Source organism: Arthrobacter sp. Dra40 (assembly GCF_059091905.1).
This window is the reverse complement of the sequence record NZ_JBNHHB010000003.1, coordinates 17,094-30,305: the sequence shown is the minus strand read 5'-3', so window position 1 is coordinate 30,305 and position 13,212 is coordinate 17,094. Positions and strand designations below refer to the sequence as shown.

Below are 13,212 nucleotides of genomic sequence, written 5' to 3'. Positions count from 1 at the left end.
TGAAGACGCAAAGGGAGTGGCGAAAGTGTCCTTACCAGGCACGGACCCGACCGGTCCGCTCAATGATGAAAGCTATATCCAACTGCTCGCTCCGGACGGTACGCGGACAGCCAGCGAGGAGTTCGACCCCTGGCTGGAGGATATCGACGGCGACCGGCTCGCCGCCCTCTACCAGGACATGGTGGTGGTCCGCCGGCTGGACCAGGAAGCCACCGCCCTGCAGCGGCAGGGAGAGCTGGCCTTGTGGCCGCCGCTGCTGGGACAGGAAGCGGCCCAGATCGGTTCCGGCCGAGCCCTGCGCAAGGACGACTTCGTCTTCTCCAGTTACCGCGAAAACGGCGTTGCTTACTGCCGCGGTGTGGACCTGACGGACATGATCCGGGTGTGGCGCGGCAACAGGCCTTCCGGCTGGGATCCGTATGAGATCAATATGGCCGCCCCGCAGGTGATCATCGGGGCGCAAACGCTCCATGCCACCGGTTATGCCATGGCCGCCAAATTCGACGGCGACGACGCGGTGGCCGTCACGTATTTCGGCGACGGCGCCACCAGCCAAGGCGACGTGAACGAGGCCATGGTCTTCGCGGCGAGCTTCCAGGCCCCGGTGATCTTCTTCTGCCAGAACAACCAGTGGGCGATCTCCGAACCGGTCTCGCTGCAGGCCCAGGGCAAACTATCCGACCGTGCCCCGGGGTTCGGCATTCCCAGTTACCGGGTGGACGGCAATGACGTCCTGGCCTGTCTGGCCGTGACCCGCAAGGCGCTCCACCACGCACGCCTCGGCGGCGGTCCGTCCTTCATCGAGGCGGTCACCTACCGGATGGGGCCGCATACGACGGCGGATGACCCCACCCGCTACCGCGACGCCAACGAGCTCGAGGACTGGAAGCGCCGCGATCCGATCGACCGGCTGGCCGCCCTGCTGAGCGCCGAAGGGCTGCTCGACGAAGGGCTGCGGCAACGGGTCCAGAAGGCCGCGGACGCCGCCGCCGCCGAGATGCGCGCCGGCTGCACCAACATGGCCGAACCCGCCGACCTTGAACTGTTCGACAACGTCTACGCCGCACCGCATCCGGTGCTGGCACGCCAGCGCCGGCACTACGAGCGCTACCTTGATTCATTCGAAGCTGCCGAAGGGGGCCAGCGATGACCACCATGACGTTCGGGCGGGCCATCAACACCGGGCTGCGCAAGGCCATGGAGAACGACCCCAAGGTGGTGATTATCGGCGAGGATATTGGCGCCCTGGGCGGCGTCTTCCGCATCACCGATGAACTGCAGAAGGACTTCGGGGCGCACCGGGTGATCGACGCTCCGCTGGCCGAATCAGCCATCCTGGGCACCGCCGTCGGGATGGCCTACCGCGGCTACCGGCCGGTCTGCGAAATCCAGTTCGACGGGTTCATCTACCCGGCGTTCGACCAGATTGTCAGCCAGGTGGCCAAACTGCACTACCGCACCCGCGGCCGGGTCAGGATGCCGCTGACCATCCGGGTGCCCTTCGGCGGCGGGATCGGCGCGGCCGAACACCACTCCGAATCGCCGGAGGCATATTTCACCCACACCTCCGGACTGCGCGTCGTGGCGGTGTCGAATCCGCAGGACGCCTGCACGATGATCCAGCAGGCCATTGCCAGCGATGATCCGGTGCTCTACTTCGAGCCGAAGCGGCGGTACCACTCCAAGGGCGAGGTGGACGAGATTGCTCTGGAGGACGCACTGCCGATGGACAGCGCTCGGGTGGAAGTGACCGGCACCGACGTGACGCTGGTGACCTACGGCGCGCTGGTCCAGACCGCCCACGAGGCGGCACAGGCGGCCGAAGACGACGGCGTTTCGGTGGAAGTCATCGACCTGCGCTCGCTGTCGCCGCTGGACTTTCCCACGGTGGAGGCCTCCGTGCGCAAAACGGGCCGCCTGGTGGTCACGCACGAGGCGGCACAGACCGGCGGACTCGGCGCGGAGATCGCGGCCAGCCTGACCGAGCGCTGCTTCTACTACCTGGAACACGCCCCCGTGCGGATCACCGGGATGGACATTCCGTATCCGCCAGCCAAGATGGAGCGGCACCATCTGCCGGACCTGGACCGCATCCTTGACGGGGTGGACCGGGTGCTCGGCCGGCCCAACTCGCTGACCGGACTGGAGGACTGAACCCGTGGGGATCAAGGTATTCAAACTGCCGGACCTGGGCGAAGGGCTCACCGAGTCGGAGATCGTCAGCTGGCATGTGGCCGAAGGCGATGCGGTGCAGCTCAACCAGATCCTGGGCGAGGTCGAAACGGCCAAGGCCGTGGTGGAGCTGCCTTCGCCGTTCACCGGCGTGGTCCGTACGCTGCACGAAGGTCCGGGGACCACGGTCAGCGTGGGAGAACCGATCGTTTCCATTGAAGTGGATGAGCCAGGACAGCAGGACGACGGCGGGAAGGCTCCGGGCGAGCCGGCGGCGCAGCGGCAACCGAACTTGGTGGGCTACGGCGCTGCGGCCGAGAGGAACGGTCGACCGGCCAGACGGCCGCGCCGGACGGCCGCGGCAGCGGGCGCCACATCCGTGCCGTCTGTCGTGGTCGAGACCGTGCCGCGGCGTGCCGGGGCCGCTGAGCATAGCGGAATGGCGGGGGCGTTGGCGTTCGGCCGCAGCCAGGCCGTACCCCATGTGGCGCCGGCTGCCCCGATTGCAGAGCAAGGGATCGCCGAACCGGCCACGGAGCAAGGGGCCGTCGAACCGGCCGCGGAGCGGCCTCGCTCCACTCCGCCGGTGCGGAAGCTGGCCAAGGATCTCGGCGTTGACCTGGCGCAGGTCGTTGGAACGGGCGACCGGGGGCTGATTACCCGCGGGGATGTGCAGAAGTTCCACGACGCCGGTTCGGCCGCCCCGGCGGAGGCTCCGGCCCCAGGGGCAGGCGGCGGCTGGCTGGCCGGCGCGGCCGAGGCGGAGACGCGCATTCCGATCAAGGGAGTGCGCAAGCTGACGGCCGCGGCCATGGTGGCCAGCGCGTTCACCGCACCCCATGCGTCGTCATTCCTGACCATCGATGCCTCGGCCAGCATGGAACTGATCCAGCGGCTCAAAGAGCACAAGGCGTTCGCCGGGCTGAAGCTCACACCGTTGACCATCACGGCCAAGGCGGTGTGCCTGGCGTTGGGGCGCCATCCGGAACTGAATGCCCGCTGGGACGAGGCGGCCGGCGAGATCGTGCAGCAAAACTACGTGAACCTGGGCATTGCAGCGGCCACCCCGCGCGGACTGACAGTACCGAACATCAAGGACGCGCACCGGCTGGATCTGCGCCGGCTGGCCGAGGCCCTGGGGGAGCTGGCCGAAACCGCCCGGGCCGGCAAGACCGCTCCGGCCGACCTGCGCGGCGGGACCATCTCGATTACCAACATCGGTGTCTTTGGCATCGATGCCGGCACTCCCATTCTCAATCCGGGGGAGTCGGCCATTCTCGCCGTCGGCGCAGTGCGCCGGCAACCGTGGGAGTACCGCGGTGACGTGGCGCTGCGCGAGGTGGTGACGCTGAGCCTGTCCTTCGACCACCGGGTAGTGGACGGTGAGCAGGCAGGGCGCTTCCTGGCCGACGTCGGCACCATCCTGTCCGACCCCGGGATGGTCCTGACCATGGTGTGATGCACCCGGACCGAGGCCAGGCTGACTCGAGCGGCGCCCAGCCGCTCAAGCCGACTCAAGCTGGCGGGCCATCAGGCCAGTTCGAGGATCTCCTCGGTGACCACGGCGCCGCGGGCGTTGGCGAAGCCTTGGGCTTCGCCGACGGTCCGGAAGCCCAGCTTGTGCAGGACCTTGACCGAGCCCAGGTTGTCCTTGACCACCCGGGCGCGGATGGGGCGGGCGGTGAATTCCTTCAGGAACGCCTCGACGGCCGCGGTGGTGACGCCCTTGCCCCACTGCGACTTGGCCGTCCAGTAGCTGAGTTCCGGGTATCCCTCGTTCGGATAGGCCAGCACGCTTCCCACCACTTCGCCGTCGACGGTGACGGTGCGAACGGTGATGGTCTCGTCATCGAGCAGGCTTTGCCAGTGCAGGTTGAAGACGCCGCGGTCAGAGGGATTCTTGGCGGCGAATGCGGCCATATGGTTGGCGTCGGGATCCTGCTGGTACTCGAAGAACTCGTCGAGGTCGGCAGGTTCTACAGGACGAAGCTCAATCACAGTAGACCTTTCGGCTAGTTGGTATCTGATACACCCTACTCGGCTTTCAACGCCGCCCATGCCATTTGTTCCAGCAGATTGCGGCGCCAAGCTTCCCGCAGCGGCCGGCTCCGGTGGGTCGAATGCGGGGTCGAGTTGATCAGTCCGAAAGCGGCGTGCGCGCGCACCCGCAACTGTGCCGCGTCGGCCTCGGGCAGCAGCCGCGCCAGCACGGAAACCCACACTTCCACGTAGGTGCGCTGCAGCGTCCGGACGATGGTCGAATCGTCGGCGGGCAGGCTGTCCAGGTCCCGGTCATGGACGCGGATGACGTCCGGATGTTTCAAGGCAAAGTCCACGTGGAAGGCGACCAGCCCGCGGAGGGCTTCCTCGGCGTCGTTCCGGCTGGCCGCCACTTCCTGGCCGCCGTCCAGCAGGTCCTGGCTGACGCCCGTGAGCAGCGCGGCCAACACGGCATGCTTGCTGTTGAAATGCCGGTAGACGGCAGGGCCGCTGACGCCTACGGCCGCGCCCAGGTCCTCGATCGAGACGCCGTTGAAGCCGCGCTCGGCGAAGAGCCGGGCGGCCGCATCCAGCAGCGCGGCCCGGCGGGTCGCCTTGGCCCGGCTGCGTCCGGTCTGCCGCATCTCGGCGTCGGCATGCGGTGCGCTCGGCATGGATCGGCTCCCTCGGGCAAATGCTGGATGAGTGCTAGACAAGACGGTGAGCGGCTACTAGCCTGATTTCAGTTAGTACAGACTAACCAAAATGCGTCTTGCAGGCCAGTTGTTTCTGCTGCGATCGGCGGCGGCTGCGGGATGCGCAACGGCTTCGGCCAGGAAGGTGTCAATGGAGACACTGGCTTCCCGGGTGGACACTACCAGTGAAAGCTTCCGGACCAACGATATTGCGCAGCGCAAGCTGGCGGCGGAACTGCACGACCGCCTGGCCTCGGTAGCGCTGGGCGGGCCGGAGAGTGCGCGCGCCCGCCACGTTGACCGCGGCAAGCTGTTGCCGCGGGAACGGGTGGACACCCTGCTGGATGACGGCAGCCCCTTCCTGGAGATCGCCCCGCTGGCCGCGGAAGGCATGTACAACGGCGATTCGCCCGGCGCCGGGATGATCGCCGGCATCGGCCTGGTCCATGGTCGCCACGTGCTGGTGGTCTGCAACGATGCGACCGTCAAGGGCGGCACCTACTATCCCATGACGGTCAAGAAACATCTGCGTGCCCAGGAAGTGGCGCTGGAGAACAACCTGCCCTGCATCTACCTGGTGGACTCCGGCGGCGCCTTCCTGCCCAAGCAGGACGATGTCTTCCCGGACCGCGAGCACTTCGGCCGGATCTTCTACAACCAGGCGCGGATGTCGGCGGCAAAGATCCCGCAGATTGCCGCGGTGCTCGGTTCCTGCACCGCCGGCGGCGCGTACGTCCCGGCGATGAGCGATGAGACGGTGATTGTCCGCAACCAGGGAACCATCTTCCTGGGCGGTCCGCCGCTGGTGAAGGCGGCGATCGGCGAAGTGGTCACCGCCGAGGAGTTGGGCGGCGGCGAACTGCATGCCCGGACCTCCGGCGTGACGGACCACTTGGCGGAGAACGACCTGCATGCGTTGGAGATCGTGCGCGACATTGTCTCCACGCTCCCGTGCACGGCGCCGGCGTGGAAGACGGCGCCTGTCGAGGCGCCGGTAGCCGAAGCGCAGGAAATCTACGGCGCCGTGCCGGTGGACGTGAATGCCGGCTACGACGTCCGCGAGGTCATCGCCCGGCTGGTGGACGGCAGCCGCTTCCATGAGTTCAAGCGGGAGTACGGCAGCACCCTGGTCACCGGCTTCGCCCGCCTCCACGGACACCAGGTGGGGATCGTGGCGAACAACGGCGTGCTCTTTTCCGAATCCGCGCTCAAGGGCGCGCACTTCATTGAACTGTGCGACCAGCGCGGCATCCCGCTGGTGTTCCTGCAGAACCTCTCCGGCTTCATGGTGGGCCGCGATTACGAGGCCGGCGGCATCGCCAAGCACGGCGCCAAGATGGTGACCGCGGTCGCCACCGCGCGCGTGCCGAAGCTGACCGTGGTGATCGGCGGGTCGTTCGGCGCCGGCAACTATTCCATGTGCGGACGCGCCTACTCGCCGCGTTTCCTCTGGATGTGGCCGGCCGCGCGGATCTCCGTGATGGGCGGCAACCAGGCCTCCTCGGTCCTGGCCACCGTCAAGCGCGACCAGATGGAGGCCCGCGGCGAGCAATGGAGCGCCGAGGCCGAGGAAGAGTTCAAGGCGCCCATCCGGGAGCAGTACGAGGCCCAGGGGAACCCGTACTATTCCACCGCCCGGCTCTGGGACGACGGCATCATCGACCCGGCGCAGACCCGCACGGTGCTCGGACTCGCCCTCGATGTCTGCGCCAACAGCCCGCTGCCGGAATCCGCTTTCGGCCTGTTCAGGATGTGAGTGAAGTGTTCGAGACCGTCCTGGTAGCCAACCGCGGCGAAATTGCCTGCCGCGTCATTCGTACGCTGCGCGGAATGGGGATCCGGTCCGCCGCCATCTATTCGGATGCCGACGCCGGGGCCCGGCACGTGCGCGAGGCCGACGTCGCGGTGCGGATCGGCCCTGCGCCCGCTGCCGAGAGCTACCTGCGGATCGACGCAGTGATCGAAGCGTGCAAGGCCACCGGTGCCGAGGCGGTTCATCCCGGTTATGGCTTCCTCAGCGAGAATGTGAACTTTGCCCAGGCCCTGGAGGCCGCGGGCATTGTCTTCATCGGGCCCAGCGTGGGGGCCATCGGCATCATGGGGGACAAGATCCGCTCCAAGAACCATGTGGCCTCGCACGGGGTTCCGGTGGTTCCCGGGATCGATGAACCCGGGCTCGACGACGACCGCCTGGTCCTGGCCGCCGAAAAAGTCGGTTATCCGCTGCTGATCAAGCCGTCGGCCGGCGGCGGCGGCAAGGGCATGGTGGCCGTCCAGCGGCCCGAGGAACTGTCCGCCGCGCTCGCCGCCGCCCGGCGCGTGGCCGCCTCCGCCTTCGGCGACGACACGCTGTTCCTGGAGCGGCTGATCGCCCGGCCCCGGCACATCGAGGTGCAGATGCTCTGTGACCGGTACGGCAACGCCATCCACCTCGGCGAGCGCGAGTGCTCGCTGCAGCGCCGGCACCAGAAAGTCATCGAGGAGGCACCGTCGTCGTTGTTGGACGAAGCCACCCGCGCCAGGATTGGCGAGGCGGCGTGCGAGGCCGCCCGTTCGGTGGACTACACCGGCGCTGGAACCGTGGAGTTCCTGGTCTCCGACGACACACCGGACGAGTTCTTTTTCATGGAGATGAACACCCGGCTTCAGGTGGAACATCCGGTCACCGAACTGGTGACCGGGCTGGACCTGGTCGAATGGCAGGTGCGGATCGCGGCCGGCGAGGCGCTGCCGATGGTGCAGTCCGGCGTCGTGCTCACGGGGCACGCGGTGGAAGCCCGCGTGTATGCCGAAGACCCCGCGCAGCAGTTCCTGCCGTCGGCCGGTACGGTGCTGGAGCTGGCCGAAGCGGCCGGCGAGGGCGTCCGGGTGGACAGTTCGCTGCTGCCGGGCCTGGCCATCCCCTCCGACTACGACCCGCTGCTGTCCAAGGTGATCGCGTGGGGCGTGGACCGGCAGCAGGCCCTCGCGCGGCTGGACGGCGCGCTGGCCGAGACCAGCGTGCTGGGCATCCACACGAACATTGAACACCTGCGCAGCCTGCTAGCCGACGACGATGTGCACGCCGGGCGGCTGGACACCACGCTGATCGACCGGAAGATCGTGCACCAGCAGTTCCGGCGCCCCCACGACGTGGAACTGGCCGTGGCCGCCGTGGACTGGCTGCTCCGGGAACGGGAGACGTTGAGCCAGACCGGGGCGGCCGGACGGGCCGGGTCCGCCTGGCGGAGTGACGGTTGGCGGTTGAGCGGACCGCGCCCGCGCACCGTCAGCTTCGATCTGGGCGGCGGCGAGCACCGGGAGGTGGCCGTCGCCTGGGCCGGCGAGACGGCAGCCGGCCCGCCCGGCGGTGCCGTTGTCACCACAGGCGGCGGCAGCTACGCCGTCGTGCCTGACCGCGATGGGCAGGCCGTGGAAGTGGACGGGGTCCGCCGGCCGCTGCGTCACGCCTTCGGCGAGGACGGAACCATCTGGCTGGGCGACGCAGGCTGGTCGGCCCGGTTAGCGGTCCGCAGCCGGGAAAGCCGGCTCGCGGACACGTTGGCGGGGATCCAGCAGGCCGAGGGGCAGGTATCGCCCGACGTGCGCTCGCCGATGCCGGGCACGGTGACCTCCGTGGCGGTGGCCAACGGCGAACAGGTGTCGGCCGGCCAGCCGCTGCTCACGGTGGAAGCGATGAAGATGGAACACCAGTTGAGCGCCGGGATCGCCGGCGAAGTCAGCATCAACCTTAAACCCGGCGATCTGGTCAAGGCCGACCAGATTGTCGCCGTCGTGCGGGCAGCAGATCCTGCCCCGGGACCAGAACAGAAAGGGGCATGACCATGCCTGAGTTTTCCCTGAGCGAGGACCATCAGGACCTGGTGGAGACGGTCCGCGACTTTGCCCGCGAGGTGGTGGCACCGGTCTCCGCCAAGCACGACGAGGAGCACAGCTTCCCGTACAAGGTGGTGGAACAGATGGGCGAGATGGGTCTGTTTGGACTCCCGTTCCCGGAGGAGTACGGCGGAATGGGCGGCGACTATTTCGCGCTCGCCCTGGCGCTGGAACAACTCGGTGCGGTGGACCAATCGGTGGCGATCACCCTGGAGGCAGGAGTCTCGCTGGGCGCGATGCCGATCTACCGCTTCGGCACCGAGGAACAGAAACAGCAGTGGCTGCCGATGCTGGCCAGCGGCGAAGCGCTCGCCGGCTTCGGGCTGACCGAACCCGAGGCAGGCTCGGACGCCGGCGGCACGAAGACGCGGGCCGAGTTGGCCGACGGGCAGTGGGTGGTCAACGGGCACAAGGAGTTCATCACCAACTCCGGCACCGAGATCTCCAAGCTGGTCACCGTCACCGCCGTCACGGGCACCTCCGAGCGCGCAGACGGCTCGGTCAAGAAGGAAATCTCCACCATCCTGGTTCCCACCGACACCCCGGGCTTCACCGCCGAGAAGGCCTACAACAAGGTGGGCTGGAACGCCTCCGACACGCATCCGCTCACGCTGGACAACGTCCGCGTCCCGGAGGAGAACCTGCTGGGAGCACGGGGCCGCGGCTATGCCAACTTCCTGCAAATCCTCGACGAGGGCCGGATCGCCATCGCGGCGCTGGCCACCGGCGCGGCGCAGGGCTGCGTGGATGAGGCGGTGCGCTACGCCAAGGAGCGCCAGGCCTTCGGCACCAACATCGGCGCCTTCCAAGCCATCCAGTTCAAGATCGCCCGGATGCAGGCCCGTGCGCACACCGCCCGATTGGCCTACTACGACGCGGCCGCCCGGATGCTGGCCGGCAAGCACTTCAAAACGCAGTCCGCGATTGCCAAGATGGTGGCAGGCGAAGCCGCCATGGACAACGCCCGCGATGCCACCCAGATTTTCGGCGGCTTCGGTTTCATCAACGAGTTCCGGGTGGCCCGCCACTACCGCGATTCGAAGATCCTGGAGGTCGGGGAAGGGACCACCGAAGTGCAGCTCATGCTGATTGCCCGCGAGCTGGGCCTGTAACCCCCGGTGATCGACCAAGGGGTGCCGGGCCCGCGTGGAGATCAGGGACCGGATGCAAGACCGAGGAGGACTCAGTGATCAACAAGGTAGTAGCAACCGCCGCGGAGGCGGTGGCGGACATCCCCGACGGCGCCTCGCTGGCGGTGGGCGGCTTCGGCCTGTGCGGCATTCCGGTGGCGCTCATCCAGGCGCTGCACGACGCGGGCACCACTGACTTGGAGACCATCAGCAACAACTGCGGCGTGGACGACTGGGGCCTCGGCGTGCTGCTGGCGGATGGCCGGATCCGGCGCACCATCAGCTCCTACGTGGGTGAGAACAAGGAATTCGCCCGGCAGTTCCTGGCCGGCGAGCTGGAAGTGGAGTTGACTCCGCAGGGCACGCTGGCGGAGAAGCTGCGCGCCGGCGGTGCCGGGATCCCTGCCTTCTACACAGCGGCCGGGGTCGGCACCCAGATCAGCGAGGGAGGCCTGCCGCGCAAGTACGACGCCGATGGGTCGGTCGCGATGGCATCGGAACCCAAGGAGGTGCGCAGCTTCGGCGGCGCCGACTACGTGCTGGAGGAATCGCTGCGTCCGGATTTCGGGCTGGTCCACGCCGCCAAGGGCGACCGGCTGGGGAACCTGGTTTTCCACGTCACGGCGATGAACTTCAATCCGCTGTGCGCGATGGCCGGCAAGATCACGATTGCGGAGGTGGAGGAACTGGTGGAACCGGGCGAATTGGATCCGCAGCAGATCCACACGCCGGGCATCTTCGTCCAGCGAGTGGTGCTGGCGCCGGACGTGGAAAAGCGGATCGAAAAACGCACGGTGCAGCTGGCCGGCCGGGGCACCGGCGCAACCGGGAAGTAGAAGGAGCACGCCATGGCACTAACGCGCAACGAGCTGGCCGCTCGCGTGGCCCAGGAGCTGGAAAACGGGCAGTACGTCAACCTCGGCATCGGGATGCCCACGCTGATTCCGAACTACATTCCTGACGATGTGGAAGTCATCCTGCATTCGGAGAACGGCATACTGGGCGTCGGACCCTATCCCACCGAAGACAAGCTCGATCCGGACCTGATCAACGCGGGCAAGGAAACCGTGACGCTCAACCGCGGTGCGGCCATTTTCGACTCGGCCGCATCCTTTGGCATGGTCCGCGGCGGGCACGTGGACGTGGCCGTCCTCGGTGCCATGCAGGTGGCGCAGAATGGGGACCTGGCCAACTGGATGATCCCGGGCAAGATGGTCAAGGGCATGGGCGGAGCGATGGACCTGGTCTTCGGTGCCAAGCAGCTGATCGTCATGATGGAGCACGTGGATAAGAGCGGGAACCCCAAGATCCTCACCGAATGCACGCTGCCGCTCACCGGCAAGGCCTGCGTGGACAAGATCATTACCGATCTCGCCGTCATCGACGTCACCGAGCAGGGCCTGGTGCTGCGCGAGACGGCCCCGGGCGTGGACGTCCAGGACGTGGTGGCCGCCACCGGCGCCGACCTCCGGATCGACCAGCTCCAGGCAGGTGCCCGGTGAATACCGACGCCGGGGCGGCGGCTACCCCCTCCGAAGCAGCCGGTGCCCAGAAGGTGATCATCCAGCGCGGGCTGTACTTCGAGGAGATCGAGGCGGATGTCATCTACGCCCACCGTCCGGGCCGGACCGTCACGGAGGCGGACAACGTGTTCTTCACCACCGCCACCATGAACACCCAGGCCCTGCACTTGGACGCGGCCTGGGCGGCCCAACAGCCGTTCGGGCAGCGGCTGATGAACTCCATGTTCACCCTCGCCACGGTGGTGGGCCAGTCGGTCGGCCAGTTGACCCAGTCCACCATCGTGGCGCAGTTGGGCCTCACGGACGTGACCTTCCCACATCCGCTCTACCACGGGGACACGCTGTATACGGAGACGGTGGTCACGGACAAGCGGCTCTCCAAGTCCCGGCCCGGGACCGGCGTGGTGACCATGCACCACACCGGCCGGAACCAGCACGGCGATGTGGTGGCGACGGTGACGCGCAGCTGCCTGATGTGGACCGAGGACGGCCACGCCGCCGCCATTGCGGGCTCGGAAACCAGCGACGCCGAACTGTGGGACGGCCGGCCCGAAGGCGGGCACCGGTGACCGACTTCGAGATGGGGCCGGCCATCTTGTTCTGTCCGGCAGACCGGCCGGACCGCTACGGAAAGGCCGCCGAACGCGCCGACGCGGTGATCCTTGACTTGGAGGACGCGGTGGCGCCGGCGGACCGTGCCGCGGCACGGGACGCCATCCTCGGCCACCCGCTGGATCCGGCCCGGACCATGGTCCGGGTCAACGCGGTCGGCACCGCGGACCACGCCCTGGACCTGGCGGCCGTCGGCCGGTCCGGCTACCGCACCATCATGCTGGCCAAAGCGGAGGACCCGTCGGCGGTGCAGGGACTGGGGGAGTATGCGGTGGTGGCGCTCTGCGAGACGGCCCTCGGCGTGCTGCGTGCCGCCGAGCTGGCCGGTTGCGTCAATGTCACGGCGCTGATGTGGGGCGCCGAGGACCTGGTCGCCTCGCTGGGCGGCAGTTCCAGCCGGCTCGCGTCCGGGACCTACCGGGACGTCGCCCGGCAGGCGCGCTCGCAGGTGCTGCTGGCGGCCGGCGCCCACCGCAAGGCGGCGATCGACTCGGTCTACATCGACATAGCGGACCTGGACGGGCTGGCGGCGGAAGCGGAGGACGCGGCCGCGTCGGGCTTTGCGGCCAAGGCCATCATCCATCCGAGCCAGGCCGACGTCGTCAGGGGCGCCTACCGTCCCGGCCAGGCGGAGGCGGACTACGCGGCCGCCCTGCTGGCAGCCGCCGCCAACGAACCTGGCGCCTTCCGGTTCCGCGGCAAGATGATCGACGGACCGCTGCTCAAGCACGCGGAGCTGACCCTGCGGCGGGCCAGGCAGATGAGTTCCTAGCCGCCGGTCAGCAGGTAGAACTTCTCCGGCCGGCCGGCGGCGCCGTACCGCGGCGTGATCCGGGCTTCGCCGCGCGACACCAGGTACTCCAGATAGCGCCGAGCACTCACGCGTGCCAGCCCAAGCCGGCCGGCGACCTCGGAAGCCGACGACGCAGACCCGGTAGCGTTCAGATCCGCGATGACAGCCTCCAGGGTGGGCAGGGACAGCCCTGACTCCGGCGCGCCGCACGGTCAGTGCGCCGCACGCGTTGAGGGCCACCTGTTTCACCTCAGCACGGTTTCGCCGCCGGGGCAGGTTCCACCAACCCTGCCCTGGCGGATTTTCCCTGTCCCAGTGCCGGGTGGGTTATGGCAGACAGCTGTAACTGGTTGCGCCGGTCGAGGACAGGGGTTGCCGTCGAGATGTCCTGTTACAGAGGGTCATCTCGCCACGAGCACAGGGGATAGCGT

The 13,212-nt window shown here is 68.0% G+C and carries 13 protein-coding genes; 10 read left to right on the top strand and 3 right to left on the bottom strand.

The window, feature by feature from the left end:
* Positions 1 to 25 precede the first annotated feature (25 nt).
* The 3 genes from pdhA to AC5RWT_RS02550 are packed head-to-tail and all read left to right on the top strand — an operon-like array spanning position 26 to position 3,631.
* Entirely contained in the window at positions 26 to 1,150 is a 1,125-nt protein-coding gene (pdhA, locus tag AC5RWT_RS02560) for a pyruvate dehydrogenase (acetyl-transferring) E1 component subunit alpha (RefSeq protein WP_494079013.1), read from the top strand.
* Positions 1,147 to 2,154 (top strand): alpha-ketoacid dehydrogenase subunit beta, encoded by a 1,008-nt coding sequence (locus tag AC5RWT_RS02555; RefSeq protein ID WP_494079012.1) that lies wholly within the window; start codon positions 1,147 to 1,149, stop codon positions 2,152 to 2,154. Before pdhA ends, AC5RWT_RS02555 begins: the two co-directional genes overlap by 4 nt.
* A 4-nt stretch (positions 2,155 to 2,158) precedes the next feature.
* The gene (locus tag AC5RWT_RS02550) at positions 2,159 to 3,631 is read left to right on the top strand and encodes a dihydrolipoamide acetyltransferase family protein (RefSeq protein ID WP_494079011.1); all 1,473 of its coding nucleotides are present in this window, start codon (positions 2,159 to 2,161) and stop codon (positions 3,629 to 3,631) included.
* Between the two features lie 71 nt (positions 3,632 to 3,702).
* Here the strand turns inward: AC5RWT_RS02550 and AC5RWT_RS02545 are convergent, their stop codons facing one another.
* A complete protein-coding gene (locus AC5RWT_RS02545) occupies positions 3,703 to 4,170 on the bottom strand; it encodes a GNAT family N-acetyltransferase (protein WP_205754357.1) in 468 nt (155 codons plus the stop codon).
* Positions 4,171 to 4,205: 35 nt separating this feature from the next.
* Entirely contained in the window at positions 4,206 to 4,826 is a 621-nt protein-coding gene (locus tag AC5RWT_RS02540; RefSeq protein WP_494044782.1) for an SACE_7040 family transcriptional regulator, read from the bottom strand.
* A 172-nt stretch (positions 4,827 to 4,998) separates the two neighbouring features.
* Between AC5RWT_RS02540 and AC5RWT_RS02535 the strand changes: the two genes are divergently transcribed.
* The 7 genes from AC5RWT_RS02535 (at position 4,999) to AC5RWT_RS02505 (ending at position 12,760) form a co-directional block, all read left to right on the top strand.
* Positions 4,999 to 6,603 carry a carboxyl transferase domain-containing protein gene (locus tag AC5RWT_RS02535; protein ID WP_494079010.1) on the top strand — a complete coding sequence of 535 codons (1,605 nt, stop codon included), beginning with the start codon at positions 4,999 to 5,001 and terminating at the stop codon, positions 6,601 to 6,603.
* Entirely contained in the window at positions 6,600 to 8,669 is a 2,070-nt protein-coding gene (locus AC5RWT_RS02530) for an acetyl/propionyl/methylcrotonyl-CoA carboxylase subunit alpha (protein ID WP_494079009.1), read from the top strand. Before AC5RWT_RS02535 ends, AC5RWT_RS02530 begins: the two co-directional genes overlap by 4 nt.
* 2 nt (positions 8,670 to 8,671) lie before the next feature.
* Positions 8,672 to 9,835: an acyl-CoA dehydrogenase family protein gene (locus AC5RWT_RS02525; protein WP_494079008.1), complete on the top strand. Its 1,164-nt coding sequence runs from the start codon at positions 8,672 to 8,674 to the stop codon at positions 9,833 to 9,835.
* Between the two features lie 74 nt (positions 9,836 to 9,909).
* Positions 9,910 to 10,689: a CoA transferase subunit A gene (locus tag AC5RWT_RS02520; RefSeq protein WP_494079007.1), complete on the top strand. Its 780-nt coding sequence runs from the start codon at positions 9,910 to 9,912 to the stop codon at positions 10,687 to 10,689.
* Positions 10,690 to 10,701: 12 nt separating this feature from the next.
* On the top strand, positions 10,702 to 11,355 hold the full coding sequence (locus AC5RWT_RS02515; protein ID WP_494079006.1) for a CoA transferase subunit B: 654 nt from the start codon (positions 10,702 to 10,704) through the stop codon (positions 11,353 to 11,355).
* Positions 11,352 to 11,945, top strand: a complete 594-nt coding sequence (locus tag AC5RWT_RS02510) for a MaoC family dehydratase (RefSeq protein WP_494044788.1) — start codon at positions 11,352 to 11,354, stop codon at positions 11,943 to 11,945. The genes AC5RWT_RS02515 and AC5RWT_RS02510 overlap by 4 nt, the downstream gene beginning before the upstream one ends.
* Positions 11,942 to 12,760 carry an HpcH/HpaI aldolase/citrate lyase family protein gene (locus AC5RWT_RS02505; protein ID WP_494079005.1) on the top strand — a complete coding sequence of 273 codons (819 nt, stop codon included), beginning with the start codon at positions 11,942 to 11,944 and terminating at the stop codon, positions 12,758 to 12,760. Before AC5RWT_RS02510 ends, AC5RWT_RS02505 begins: the two co-directional genes overlap by 4 nt.
* Here AC5RWT_RS02505 and AC5RWT_RS02500 read toward each other — a convergent pair.
* Positions 12,757 to 12,954 (bottom strand): transcriptional regulator, encoded by a 198-nt coding sequence (locus AC5RWT_RS02500; protein WP_494079111.1) that lies wholly within the window; start codon positions 12,952 to 12,954, stop codon positions 12,757 to 12,759. The two genes, AC5RWT_RS02505 and AC5RWT_RS02500, sit on opposite strands and share 4 nt — an antisense overlap.
* Positions 12,955 to 13,212 lie beyond the last annotated feature (258 nt).

Excerpts from the sequence above, each read along its gene's own strand:
- AC5RWT_RS02535 (WP_494079010.1), top strand. The coding sequence starts at position 4,999 with ATGGAGACACTGGCTTCCCGGGTGGACACTACCAGTGAAAGCTTCCGG.
- AC5RWT_RS02555 (WP_494079012.1), top strand. The coding sequence starts at position 1,147 with ATGACCACCATGACGTTCGGGCGGGCCATCAACACCGGGCTGCGCAAG.
- AC5RWT_RS02525 (WP_494079008.1), top strand. The coding sequence starts at position 8,672 with ATGCCTGAGTTTTCCCTGAGCGAGGACCATCAGGACCTGGTGGAGACG.
- AC5RWT_RS02515 (WP_494079006.1), top strand. The coding sequence starts at position 10,702 with ATGGCACTAACGCGCAACGAGCTGGCCGCTCGCGTGGCCCAGGAGCTG.
- AC5RWT_RS02540 (WP_494044782.1), bottom strand. The coding sequence starts at position 4,826 with ATGCCGAGCGCACCGCATGCCGACGCCGAGATGCGGCAGACCGGACGC.